The following is a 13270-nucleotide window of genomic DNA, read 5'->3' as shown; positions in this document are numbered from 1 at the left end:
GGCATACAAAACAATCGGATGAACACGCGACCGGCTGAACCCCCACGGCAACGATCACCGCACCGGATGCTCGATCAGATCACGTTCGATCCACGCCATCACCAGATCGGCGAGACGGTTCACCTCGTCGTCGCTCAACGCGCGGCCCTTCGGGATGTGATGCCATTTCTCGATGCATCCGCGGCAGCAGGTGGCGGTCGCGTGCTGCGCAGTGAACACCGGATGCCCGCGCCACGGCGTCTGCCGTCCGTCGTTCCTCGGCTCGGCGTCGCCCACCCGCGCGCGCAGCATCTCACGCGCATGCCGGTCGATCACCTCCTTGCCCTTCACTCGCGCGTACGCCCGGTCCTTGTCGGACAGCACGAACTTCGCCCGAAACGCCGACTTCGACAGTCGTTCCAGCGTCTGCCCGATCCAGCGCGATTCGTCGCCGTTCGTTCCATACGACCGGCCGTTTGCGCCGTTCGTACCGTTTACGCCGTCCATATCGTCATCCATGCCATCTGCCATAGTTCAGGCATATCGCCGCCTCTGGTCAACGCGGGCGCAGGCCATAGTCGCGCTCCCCCGCGCGAACCGTCACGAGCGGGGAAACATCGCCGGACGACGAAACCGGACCGCCCGTCACGCGGCGGGCAGGCAGCTGGGACCGAACAGCATCTTGATGTCGGCGAACAGCGCGGTGTCGCGTTTGATGCGGAACCGGTCGCCGAACGTGAGCACCTGCGCGTTGCCGTCGTCGTCGAGCACGGCGAGACGCACCTCGCACAGTCCCGGATGCGCGTGCAGCACCTGCGCCAGCCGGGTCACGTTGTTGCGGCCCAGCGCCATCTGCGGCAGGGTGATCAATAGCGGCCGTTCGTCGGCGGCCTCCAGGGTTGGCACCTGCATTTCGGTGGCGCGCATGCTCACCGTTTCGTCGCGCACCTCGACCTGTCCGCGGATCTGGACGATCTGGTCGACGGCGAGGTCGGCGAACGCGGCTTCGTACACCTTGCCGAAGAACATGCACTGGATCGAGCTTTCCATGTCCTCAACGGTGACGATCGCCCACGCGTTGCCCTTCTTGGACACGCGTCGGTCCACGCCGGTGATCAGTCCGGCGATCGTGACCTGCTGGCCGTCACCCATCGTCTTCGCACGGTCGATCAGGTGAGCGATCGACATCTCGCGCAGGTTGGCGAGCACCGACTGCATGCCGGACAGCGGATGGTCGGACACGTACAGGCCGAGCATCTCGCGTTCGAAGTTGAGCTTGGTCTTCTTGTCCCATTCGTCGATGTCGGGCACGTTGACGACCGCGTCGCCCATCGCCGCCGCACCGCCGTCGTCGTCATCGGCGAACAGGTCGAACTGGCCTTCCGCCTGCTTGCGTTTGATGCCGACGACCGAGTCGATCGCGGCCTCGTGCACGGTGAACAGCGCACGGCGGTTCGGGTCGATCGAATCGAACGCGCCGGCCTTGATGAGCGACTCGACCATGCGCCGGTTGAGCGCGCTCAGCGGCACGCGGCGGATGAAGTCCATGAAGTTGACGTACTTGCCGCGCGGCCCCTCGCGTTCGGCGATGATGTCCTTGACCGGGGCCTCGCCGACGTTGCGGATCGCGCCGAGGCCGAAGCGCACGACGTCGCCGACGGCGGAGTACTCGTACACCGATTCGTTGACGTCCGGCGACAGCACCTGGATGCCCATGCGGCGCGCCTCGCCAAGGTAGAGCGCGGTTTTGTCCTTGTTCGTGGACGCGCCCTGCAGCAGGGCGGCCATGAACTCGACCGGATAGTGGGTCTTGAGGTACGCGGTCCAGTACGAGATCAGGCCGTAGGCGGCCGAATGCGCCTTGTTGAACGCGTATCCGGAGAACGGAACCAGGATCTCCCAGATGGCCTCGGCGGCCTGTTCGGAGTAGCCGTGCTCCTTCATGCCGGCGAAGAACGGCACCTTCTCCTTGGCCAGCACCTCGGGCTTCTTCTTGCCCATCGCTCGTCGCAGCACGTCTGCCTTGCCCAGCGAGTATCCGGCGAGGATTCGCGCGGCGGACTGCACCTGCTCCTGGTAGATGATCAGACCGTAGGTCTCGTCGAGCACCTGCTTCAACGGTTCGTCGAGCTCGGGATGGATCGGCGTGATCTTCTGCAGGCCGTTCTTTCGCTTGGCGTAGTTGGTGTGCGACTCCATCGACATCGGGCCCGGTCGGTACAGGGCGATGAGTGCGGAGATGTCGTTGAAGTTGGTGGGCTTCAACGTGCGCAGCAGCGAGCGCATGCCGTCGCCATCGAGCTGGAACACGCCGAGCGTGTCGCCGCGCGAGAGCAGTTCGTAGGTGGCCTTGTCGTCGAGCGGGATCTTGGTATGGTCGATGCTGCCTTTGCCGTTGAGCTCGATGTTGCGGATCGTGTCGCGGATGGTCGTAAGGTTGGACAGGCCGAGGAAGTCCATCTTGACCAGGCCGAGCGTTTCGCAGGTGTGGTATTCGAACGTGGTGGTGACGGTGCCGTCGACGCGTTCGAGCAGCGGCGACGTGTCGGTGATCGGCTCGGAACCCATGATCGTGGCGCACGCGTGCACGCCGGTCTGGCGGATCAGGCCCTCGATGCCCTTGGCCTCCTCGGTAATGCGCTTGGCGTCCGGATCGGAATCGTACAGTTCGCGGAACTCGCGCGCCTCGGCGTAGCGTTTCGCGTTCGGGTCGAAGATGTCGTGCAGGCTGATGTCCTTGCCGCCGGTGGCGGCCGGTGGCAGTGCCTTGGTGACCTTCTCGCCCATCGAGAACTCGTATCCCATGATGCGGGCGGAGTCCTTGAGCGCCTGCTTGGTCTTGATGGTGCCGTAGATCACGCACTGCGCGACCTTGTCGTGGCCGTACTTGTCGGCCACGTATTCGAGCACCTTGGCGCGGCCGTCGGGGTCGAAGTCCACGTCGATATCGGGCAGGGAGACGCGTTCCGGGTTAAGGAAGCGTTCGAAGATCAGACCGTGCTTCAACGGGTCGAGTTCGGTGATGCCCATCGCGTAAGCGACCATCGCACCTGCCGCGGAGCCTCGGCCCGGGCCGACCATCACGCCGTGCGACTTCGCCCAGTTGATGTAGTCGGCCACGACGAGGAAGTAGCCGCAGAACTGCATCTGGCAGATCACGCCGCATTCGTAGTCGGCCTGCTTGAGCACCTCCATCGGCGGATGCCCGTCGTAGCGCTTCTCGAGGCCCTCCTCGACCTTCTTGAGGAACAGCGAGGTCTCGTCCCAACCTTCGGGGCAGTCGAACTGCGGCATGAACGCGCCGTCCTCGTGGTCGTCGAAGATCACGTTGCAGCGTTCGGCGATCTCGAGCGTGTTGTCGCACGCCTCCGGGAAGTCCTTGAACAGTTCGCGCATCTGTTCGGCAGACTTGATGTAGTAGCCGGAGCCGTCGAACTTGAACCGGTCCGGGTCGTCGAGCCGGCTGCCGGAGTTGATGCACAGCATCGCGTCCTGCGCGTCGCGGTCCTCCTCGAGCACGTAGTGCGAGTCGTTAGTGGCGAGCAGCGGCGCGTTGAGTTTCTTCGCTATGGTGAGCAGGTCGTTGGTGACCTGCGTCTCGATCTTCAGGCCGTGGTCCATGATCTCGATGAAGAAGTTGTCGCGGCCGAAGATGTCCTGGAATTCACCGGCGACGCGCAGCGCGTCGTCGAACTGGCCGAGGCGCAGACGGGTCTGGATGATGCCCGAGGGGCAGCCGGATGACGCGATCACGCCCTTGGAGTACGTAGAGAGCACCTCCTTGTCCATACGCGGGTAGCGCGCCACGCGGCCTTCGAGGTTGGCCACGGACGAGGCCTTCATGAGGTTGACGAGGCCTTCGTCGTTTTCGGCCCACATGGTCAGGTGGGTGATCAGGCCGCCGCCCGACACGTCGTCGCTGCGCTGGGCTTCGGTGCCCCAGTGCACGCGCGACTTGTCCTGGCGAGCGGTCTCCGGCGTCACGTACGCCTCGATGCCGATGATCGGCTTGACCCCGGCGCCGACGGCGGTGCTCCACAATTCGTATGCGCCGTGCATGTTGCCATGGTCGGTGATGCCGACCGCGGGCATGCCGAGCTCCTTGACCCGGTTCACCAGATTCGGGATCTTCGACGCACCGTCGAGCAGCGAGTAGTGCGTGTGATTGTGCAGATGGACGAAGCTCTTTCCCGATTCAGTCATGCGTTCCACCATACCGCATGCCCTTGGCGGGGCATGGCGGCACGGCTTCGCTGCCAGATGAACCGGCGCTGGGGCTGTGTTGGGGCGGCGGCTCAGACGAACAAGCTCATGTCGCTGGTCTCGCCGGCGCCGAGGAACGTGCTCACGCCGCCGAGTTCCACGCCGTCGATGAGCTCCTCCTTGCGGATGCCCATGATGTCCATCGACATCTGGCAGGCGACGAGCCGCACGCCGTGGTCGGTGGCCTGCTTCATGAGTTCCTCGAGTGAGGCGACGTTCTTGGATTTCATGATCCAGCGGATCATCTTCGCGCCGATGCCGCCCATGTTCATGCGGCTCAGGCCCAGCTGCTTGGTGCCGCGCGGCATCATGAAGCCGAACATGCGCTCGACGAGGTTCTTGGCGACGCGCATGTGCTTGGGCTTGCGCAGGATGTTCAGACCCCAGAACGTGAAGAAGATCGTGACCTTGCGGCCCATCGCGGCCGCACCGTTGGCCATGATGAACACGGCGATGGTCTTGTCGAGGTCGCCGCTGAAGACGACGAAGGTCTTGTCGTGCAATACGTCGCCGCCGGCGGACGCCGATGCCGTGGACTGCGGCACGGCGGCGGTCGTGTCGCCGGTCGGAGCGCCCTTCTCCAGTTCGGCATGGATGACGCCGTCGCCGCCCTCGCGCGTCAGGCTGAGCAGCGTGTTGCCGGTGCGTTCGGCCCATACCGCGATGTCGGAGCAGAACGCGTCCTCGGTGGCCTCGACCGCGAGCTTGGTGCCGACCGGTTCGGGGCGCAGCGCGTCGGCCACGGCCACGATCGGGCCAGGGCATTTGAGGCCCTTCGCGTCGATGTGCAGCATCTTGGGCGCGGCGTTTGCGGCGGGAGCCGTCTTGGGCACAGTCGTATCCGCAACCGCGTTGTCGACCGTCGCATCGTCCGCGTATCCGGCGTCGCGCAACGCGGCGAATCCGCCGTCCAGGTTGATCGCCTCATAGCCGCGGTCGGTCAGGATCTCGCACACCTGCTCGCTCCAGTCGCCCACGCGGCAGAACACGACGACCGGTTTGCCGGCCGGCACCGAGCCGAGTCGCTGGCCGATCTGGTCGAACGGGATGTTGATCGCGTCCCTGACCGGATGCACGATCACCTCGTCCGGTTCGCGCAGATCCAGCAGCGTGACCGTGCTATGGTCGAGCGCGGCGAATTCGGCCGGCATAATGTGCCGGTATTCGTCGCCTGATTCGTCTCCCCCGTGCAATGCGATGGCCATGTCATTCCCCTTCCTTGACTGTCGTATGCGGTATCTCAGATGGCGCAGGCCGGCTGGACGTACCGTGCCGGGTCGAGCGCGGTGATGCCCGGATGCTCGCCGCACACCGCGCATTCGGGCACACGTTCGGGCAGCGGCACGCGGCGCACGTTCATGGTGAGCGCGTCGACGGTGAGCATGCGGCCGATGAGCGGCTCCCCCACGCCGACGATGAGCTTGACCGCTTCGGTGGCCTCGAGGCTGCCGATCACGCCGACGACCGCGCCGAGCACGCCCGCCTCCTTGCAGGTCGGCACTTCGCCCGCCGGCGGCATTTCCTCGAAGATGCAGCGGTAGCAGGGGCCTTCGCCGGGCACCACGTCCATGAGCTGGCCGGCGAATCCGACGACGCCCGCGTGGATGAACGGTTTGCCGGCGAGCACGCATGCGTCGTTGATGAGGAATTTCGTGGCGAAGTTGTCGGTCGCGTCGATGACGAGATCGTACGGTTCGATGAGCGCGGCGATGTTGCCGGCGTCGACGAGTTCATTGTGTTCGTCGACGGTCACGTCGGGGTTGAGCGCACGGATGGCCGCGGCGGCCGACGCGACTTTGGGCTGGCCGATGCGGGCGGTGGTGTGGGCGATCTGGCGTTGCAGGTTGCTCAGGTCGACCACGTCGCCGTCCGCCAGTCCGATGCGGCCGACGCCGGCGGCGGCGAGGTAGAGCGCGACCGGCGAGCCGAGGCCGCCCGCGCCGATGATGAGCACGCTGGCGGCCAGCAGCCGCTTCTGCCCCTTCGCGCCGACCCCTTTGAGGATCAGATGCCGGGCGTAGCGTTCCAGCTGTTCGTCGTTCATCGCCATATCCGCGCTCCCCTTCCGCCGGTCAGGCCGGCCGCAATCAGCGAATCCTACTTCTGCAGCAGCGATTCGGGCGACTTGTACGCCGGGCCGTCGGACACGGAGTTCGCGAACGCGCGCAGCGTTTCAATCGACGTCTTCGCGGCGACGATCTGCTCGCGTACGCGCAGCGGCGACGTGCCACCCTTGCCGTTGCGGGCGGAGACGGAACCCTCGGTGGAGAGCACCTCACGCACCTGCGGCGCTTTGTCGGCCGGCAGGAAGTCCTTGAACACGTCGATGAAGTCCTCGTCCGTCAGGTCCCACAGCTCCTGGCCGCGGCCTTCGGCGATCTTCACGCACGCGCCCGACAGCTCGTGCGCATGGCGGAACGGCACGCCGTTCTTGACGAGCCATTCGGCGATGTCGGTGGCCAGCGCGAAGCCGGTCGGCGCCTCGGCCTCAAGACGGTCGTGGTCGAACTGCATGGTGGCGACCATGCCGGTGAACGCAGGCAGCAGCACCTCGAGCGTGTCGACCTGGTCGAACACGGCCTCCTTGTCCTCCTGCAGGTCGCGCGCGTACGCGGTGGGCAGGCCCTTGAGCGTGGCGAGCAGGCCGGTCAGGTCGCCGATGAGGCGACCGGACTTGCCGCGCGCAAGCTCGGCGATATCCGGGTTCTTCTTCTGCGGCATGATCGACGAACCGGTCGAATACGCGTCGTCGAGGCGCACGAACGCGAATTCCTGCGTGTTCCAGATGATGATCTCTTCGGAAAGACGGCTGATGTCGACGCCGGTCATGGCGGCGATGAACGCGAATTCGGCGACGAGATCGCGCGAGGCGGTGCCGTCGATCGAGTTGGCGGTCACGTTCGAGAAGCCGAGCTCGCGGGCGACCGCGACCGGTTCAAGGCCGAGTGTGTTGCCGGCGAGCGCACCGGAGCCGTACGGGGACGCGTCGATGCGCTTGTCCCAGTCGGCGAGGCGCTGCACGTCGCGCAGGATCGGCCAGACGTGGGCCATGAGCTGGTGCGCGAGCAGGACGGGCTGGGCGTGCTGCATGTGGGTGCGGCCGGGCATGACGGTGCGGCCGGCGGCGACGGACTGTTCGATGAGCGCGTTGGCGAGGGCCAGCAGGAGCTTCGCGATGACGCGGCTGTGGCGGCGCAGCCACATGCGGATCAGGCAGGCGATCTGGTCGTTGCGCGAGCGGCCGGCGCGCAGCTTGCCACCGAGTTCGTCGCCGGCGATGGCAAGCAGACCGCGCTCGAGCGCGGTGGCCTCGTCTTCGTCGTCCTCGATCGGGGCGAACGCGCCGGAGTCGACACGGCGCTGGAGCTCGTCGAGCGCGTTCTCCATGCGCTGCAGCTCGTCGGCGGTGAGCAGTCCCGCGCGGCCGAGGGCGCGCGCGTGGGCGCGCGATCCGGCGATGTCGTCGTCGGCCAGGCGCCAGTCGAACTGGGTGGACTTGCTCAGTCGGGCGAGTTCCGGCGACGGACCGGAGGTGAAACGACCGCCCCACAGGGCGAGATGCTCGGTGTTCTGCTCGGCGCTGTCAGCCATGCGTGTTGCTCCTTAGCTTCTGGTGCTGTTGCTGTGCGTGGATAAGCGGGTAGGCTTCTCATGCTCGTAAACCATGAAAAGCCTACCAGTCTCCGTAACCATTCATGCGAGTGCGATCACGCGCTTACTCATCCGCGTCGATGTCGTATCCGCCGCCGAGCACGAACCTGGTCAGTATGCGGCGTACTTCGCGGTTCGCCTTGGGTTGCGTCAAAACCGTGTGCCGCATCTGCTCAAGCGCGGCTTTCGCTCGCTTCTTGTCGACGGATTTGACCAGCGCGTCGAACCGCCCATATTCGTTGAGCGTCAGTTCGGTGACATGTTGCATGAGAAGTTCGTCGAGCAGCGACCGGTCGACGCCGGTGCGATCCACGAGCTTGTCGATCTGTTCGTCTTTCTCGCGCCGTGCGTACCGGGTGATGTAGTCGCGCAAGGTCATGCCGGGGTCGAGGTGCACGTCGCCACGTTCGACATCATGCAGGAACAGTTCGGCGAGCCGCTGCTCGTCGGCGGATAGTGCGGCGAACGAACGATGCAGTTCCTGCGATGCAGCCTCCAGCTCGGGACTGTTTTCGGCGAGCGCTTTGAGCCATTTGTCGAAGTTGGCGTTCATGTAATCGGTGTCGATGAGTCCAGTGTCGATTTCGGTGAGATAGCCTTCCAACTCGTACGGAGCTTCCGTATCCTCGGAGCCTGGGTCATCCCCGTCTTCGTTGTCATGGTCGTCGAACAGTTCCTTGTACCGCTGTGCGAGGATCAGGTACGTACGTTCGTCGATCTGCGGCTGAACCGTGGTGGTCTTGCCGTCTTCGTCCACGCACTCGAATGTCGGCGTGTCCCATGTGAATCCCTGTATTTTGGCCGCTTCGAGCGCCTTGTTGAGTTCCACGAACTCCTTGGCGAACTTGCGTTTCGCTTCCACGGATTGAGGCAGTTGTGCAAGATCGCCCGCACCGGCCGACGCGAAGACGTCGCGGATTTCGGCGAGACGCTCGTCCATGGCCTTGACGTTGTCGGGAAGCTTTTGCACGAACAGGTCGAGCGGACGGTCTCCTGAATACAGTTTGACCGCGGCTTTGATGTTCTCGCGCATGGTGTGCGGCTCGCGGTAGTAGCGAATCGTGCCGAATGGCTTGTCGGGTCCGAACAGTCGGTTGGTACGGCTGAAGGCCTGAATAATGCTCTCGTATCTGATGATTTTGTCGAGGTACAACGTGTTCACCCATTTTGAGTCGAAACCGGTGAGCATCTGGTCGACGACGATGAGCAGGTCGAGCCGTGCGTCGCGGTTCGCGTCGATGGTGCCGTAGGGGGCTTTGTGCGATAGTCGCGAGGAGATGTCCTTCTTCATCGCCGGCCAGTCCACGATGCCGAAATGTTTGCCGTACGTCGTGTTGTAGTCGGTCATGATTTCGGCGAGCGCGTCGCCTTTGACGGTCGCCCCGTCGTTGTTGTCGATGTTTGGGTCGAACAGGGCGGTGACGCGTAGTTGCGGAGCCTGCTGTTTGAACAGGTGATAGTAGTTGATCGCTTCGGGGATGGAGCTGGTGGCAAGCATGGCGTGAAACTTGCCGCCGTGGCTGAGCACGGGGAATTGTTCGATGATGTCTTTGACGACCATGCCGGCGTGCGGTTTGCCGATGCCGTATTCGCCCGTTCCGAGGCATCCTTCGATGCTGGGTGCTTGGTTTCCGGCCGCATCGACCGCCGACGCCATGGGCATTTGGCGTTTGTCCATGTAATGCTTGTATACGTCGGCCTTGTCCGGGTCGTTGAGCGCTTCTTCCACGCTCGAGGCCTTTGCCTGGTGCAATGCGACGGCGAGCCGCACGTCGGCGTCCTTGTAGGTGGTGACCATGGTCGGGTCGAAGCCGAGCACGTTGTGGTCGCGGATACCGTCGGCGATGCTGTAGCGGTGCAGGCAGCCGCCGAAGATCATCGCGGTGGTGGCATGCTTCTTCTGGTTTTCGTCGAGGATCGGCGTGCCGGTGAAGCCGAAGAACATCGCGTTCGGGAATGAACGGCGGATGTCCTGCAGCATGTCGCCGAACGTGGAGCGATGACATTCGTCGACGATGAACACGACGCGTTTGGCGGCAAGCCGGTCGAGTTCGGCTTGCGTGACGCCGCGTTCGCCGAGTTTCACGTTGCTCATTTTCTGGATGGACGTGACGATGAGCGTGTCCTTGGGATCGTCGCTGGAAAGTTTGTCACGCAGCACGCCCGTGTTTTCGGTGCCTTGCACGTCATCCTCGCTGTCGGCGAAGGACTGGTATTCCTTGAGCGACTGCGTGCCGAGTTCGATGCGGTCCATGAGGAAGATGACCTTGTCGGCGTCCTTGGAGTCGGCGATGAGCTGCGCCGACTTGAAGCTGGTCATGGTTTTGCCTGAACCGGTGGTGTGCCACACGCAGCCGCCCGGTCGGCCCGGCACGGCAGGTCGGGCATCCCAGTCGCACTTGCGTACCGCGTCGGAGATGGCGGATGCGGCGTAGTACTGGTAGCTGCGCAACACTTTCAGGCATCCGTCTGCCGAGTCGGCCACGGTGTAGAAGCCGATGAGTTGGTGTGCCATCGGAATGGACAGGAGTTTCGCGCAGAATCGCTTCCATTCGTCTTCGCCGGGGTGCTTGCCGCCGCAGATGGGCTCGTTGTTCCAGTCTGCCCAGTGGAAGTAGTAGCTCGGGTTGAACCGGTCCGCGCCCGGATTGGCGAAGTACACGGCATCGTCGGGGTTCATGGCGACGAATACCTGCACGAGCCGGAACAGTCCGGCGAACACGCCTTCGTGTGCGTATTTCTCGATCTGATTGGTCGCCTGGCTGACGGGCACGCCGCTGCGCTTCAATTCGATGTGGATGAGCGGCATGCCGTTGATGAGCAGCACGAGGTCGCCACGGCGTGAGTGGAGCATCGCGTTCTTGGCCGGGTAGACCGGCTGCTGCGCGATCTGGTACGTGCTTTTGCCGCCGGCGATCTCCTGCCGGTCGTAGATGTAGAGGCTGACTTCCTTGCCGAAGTGCGCCTTGTCCTGTCCGTTGTCGCGTTTGATGGAAACGGTGCGGCCATTGACGAACGAGTTGAGCGCGAGCGGCGTGCGCAAGGTTTCGATCTGTTCAATGATCTGCGCCATCTCGCCGTCGGTCAGCGGATATTGACCGAGCTGGTCGATGCCGCAGTTGTTGCGATAGAGGATGGATTTCCAGTTCTCGAGCAGATCATGTTCGGTCGGATACTTGAGCACGCCGTCCTTCCATCCGTGCTGTTGCAGCACGGCGATGACGTTCTCCTCGAAGTCTGCTTCATTGTCGAAGATCATGATCGATTCCTTCTTCGTATTGCTTATTGCGCGTCGGTGCGCAGATGACCTGCGGCTAGCGATTCGTTGCTGATCGGCACGGCGGGATCGCATGGCGACGCGATACGCCGGAATATCGCTTCCAGCATCGTGTAGTTCTGGTCTTCCGCCGCGAGTCTGCTGGCTTCGTCGTTCTCCTCGCCGCTGACGAGACGCCAGTCGAGATCGTATCCGGCATCATGGCACAACAGCGTCCAGAACAGGCGTTGCACGCGGCCGTTGCCTTCACGGAACGGATGGATGAAATTGTAGTTGTCGTAATGGTAGGCCAGCCGTTGCGCGAATCTCGGCGGATCAAGACCGGCAAGCATGTTGTCTTTCCACAGTTCTCCCTGCGCCCAGCCGACGCCCATGTCAATGTTCGTCGACGGCAGGAAGAATTCGGCACCCTCGACGTTTTTGCGGATTTCCACGGTGCGGATCTCACCGGCCCAGTCATAGATGTCCTGGAACAGGATGCGATGCAGCATACGGAAGTCGTCCAACGATCCGCTCATGTGCGGAATCGGTCTGGTGAAGAACTCGTTCATGCGCAACGCGACGAATTCGCCTTCGGCGTTCTGCAGTTCGTCGTAGGTCGTCGCGCCGACCAGATTACGCAGTATGCCGGTCCGCCGATCGACATACGGGTCGACGAACCGGTCAGGCATGAGCGGCGGCTTCCGGCTCGTGCTTGTCGACCTTCCAACGGCGCTTGGTTCTGGTCATAAGCTCCTCGATGGTGAAGTCGCCGTCGACATACTGTTCGGCATCACGCCGGAACTCGGCGGAGACGTAGGCACCTTCCATTTCGCCGGAATGGATGGCCTCTTCCATGATGCGTTTGCGATCCATGATTCCTCCGATTCCTAAACGAACATCTTATCGAGCAAGGATTTCTTGATATTCTGTAGCAACATCAACTTACGCTGATGAAGGGTGATAAGGGCATCAAGACGAGAGAAGAACCGGCCGATGGCCCGCTGCTCGGCAAGCGACGGTACAGATACAGACATGCGTTCCAGAGCCACGGAACCGACACGCATTACCTTCACGCCATACGCCGCTTGAGCCTTCTGATCATAGAAATGTTTCGTTTTGAACAGACTCGAGTAGAAAACCGGATCGCCATCATGCGCAAAGGCGTAACTGTCATCATGAATCGCGACATTGCAATCGCCAAGCCACGCAACAGCTTTGCATACATCTTCAACATTTTCACTCGTTGCGGCAATTATCAAATCTCCCGGATGGGCGTATCGAAGAGATTTTGCCATATCGATGCGAAGATGAGAAAAGACATCATAAGCAGTGTCACCATAACTTGTGTAAATCTCGCCATAGTGAATACAAGGGATGCCTTCATCCACATAATCAGCGGCAGTGAATCGTTCACCACGATGAAACGTTCCGCAATCCCCCAACTTACGCTGTTCCCAAGGGTCAGTAAAACCGGAGAAACGAATACGCGGCGCCAACTCACCCTCTCGAGGGAACATCTGTTCGAGCATCGACTTCTTCAGCACAACCAACTTGTCGTACTTACGCTGATGAAGGGTGATGAGGGAATCGAGGCGGGAGAAAAACCGGCCGATGGCCCGCTGCTCGGCGAGCAACGGCAACTGAATAGGCATAGCAGCAAGCTGCTTGCCGGATATCTCAAGAAAGGTCGATCCGGATGCTTTCTCTTCCGCCCATTTCTTAATACGAGCACTCATCGAATAGATGAAATAGACATCTGCATCTGCACCGATAACAAGAGACTGGAATCCTTGATTCGTGCATGCAGATCGGCGTAGTATAGCCGTATTCCCAATCCCAGCACGACTTGTGAAAAGAATCGTCTGATCTTTCGGTAGCATCTTCGCAGAGCAATTCTTAAACCCTTGCTCGGTGATCCGTCTTACACTGCCATCGGCGTAGATTTGTTCTCCCAGTTCGACGGGCGAATACCAATCAATATCACCATCCCAGTAATCAGGATTGCTCGTGTCGGGTGTGCCACCTCCAACAATTTCAGCAACATCACCCAACTTACGCTGTTCCCAAGGGTCAGTAAAACCCTGAAAACGAATCGAAGGTACGTTCGAATCAGCCATC

At 62.2% G+C, this 13270-nt stretch carries 9 protein-coding genes; all 9 read right to left on the bottom strand.

Annotation, left to right across the window (positions count from 1 at the left end; translation table 11 throughout):
* Positions 1–54: 54 nt before the first annotated feature.
* The 9 genes from JS541_RS02375 to JS541_RS02335 all read right to left on the bottom strand — a co-directional run bounded on the left by JS541_RS02375 (position 55) and on the right by JS541_RS02335 (position 13269).
* The gene (locus JS541_RS02375; protein WP_214373128.1) at positions 55–486 is read right to left on the bottom strand and encodes a DUF4186 domain-containing protein; all 432 of its coding nucleotides are present in this window, start codon (positions 484–486) and stop codon (positions 55–57) included.
* Between the two features lie 138 nt (positions 487–624).
* Positions 625–4182: a DNA polymerase III subunit alpha gene (dnaE, locus tag JS541_RS02370; protein ID WP_214372836.1), complete on the bottom strand. Its 3558-nt coding sequence runs from the start codon at positions 4180–4182 to the stop codon at positions 625–627.
* Between the two features lie 92 nt (positions 4183–4274).
* Complete coding sequence (locus tag JS541_RS02365; RefSeq protein WP_214372835.1) at positions 4275–5447, bottom strand: DsrE/DsrF/DrsH-like family protein; 1173 nt, start codon at positions 5445–5447, stop codon at positions 4275–4277.
* A 35-nt stretch (positions 5448–5482) separates the two neighbouring features.
* Positions 5483–6292: a thiazole biosynthesis adenylyltransferase ThiF gene (thiF, locus tag JS541_RS02360; RefSeq protein WP_214372834.1), complete on the bottom strand. Its 810-nt coding sequence runs from the start codon at positions 6290–6292 to the stop codon at positions 5483–5485.
* Between the two features lie 47 nt (positions 6293–6339).
* Entirely contained in the window at positions 6340–7833 is a 1494-nt protein-coding gene (gene argH, locus JS541_RS02355) for an argininosuccinate lyase (protein ID WP_214372833.1), read from the bottom strand.
* Between the two features lie 124 nt (positions 7834–7957).
* The gene (locus JS541_RS02350) at positions 7958–11152 is read right to left on the bottom strand and encodes an HsdR family type I site-specific deoxyribonuclease (protein ID WP_214372831.1); all 3195 of its coding nucleotides are present in this window, start codon (positions 11150–11152) and stop codon (positions 7958–7960) included.
* Between the two features lie 23 nt (positions 11153–11175).
* The gene (locus tag JS541_RS02345) at positions 11176–11841 is read right to left on the bottom strand and encodes a Fic family protein (protein WP_214372829.1); all 666 of its coding nucleotides are present in this window, start codon (positions 11839–11841) and stop codon (positions 11176–11178) included.
* Complete coding sequence (locus JS541_RS02340; RefSeq protein WP_214372827.1) at positions 11834–12025, bottom strand: antitoxin VbhA family protein; 192 nt, start codon at positions 12023–12025, stop codon at positions 11834–11836. Before JS541_RS02340 ends, JS541_RS02345 begins: the two co-directional genes overlap by 8 nt.
* Before the next feature lie 14 nt (positions 12026–12039).
* Complete coding sequence (locus JS541_RS02335) at positions 12040–13269, bottom strand: restriction endonuclease subunit S (protein WP_214372825.1); 1230 nt, start codon at positions 13267–13269, stop codon at positions 12040–12042.
* Position 13270 lies beyond the last annotated feature (1 nt).

Origin of the sequence: Bifidobacterium sp. SO1 (genome assembly GCF_018555335.1) — a bacterium.
In the GTDB taxonomy this organism is placed as follows: Bacteria; Actinomycetota; Actinomycetes; order Actinomycetales; family Bifidobacteriaceae; genus Bifidobacterium; species Bifidobacterium simiiventris.
Note: the sequence above shows the minus strand (reverse complement) of the source record. Positions and strands in the feature narration are given on the sequence as shown.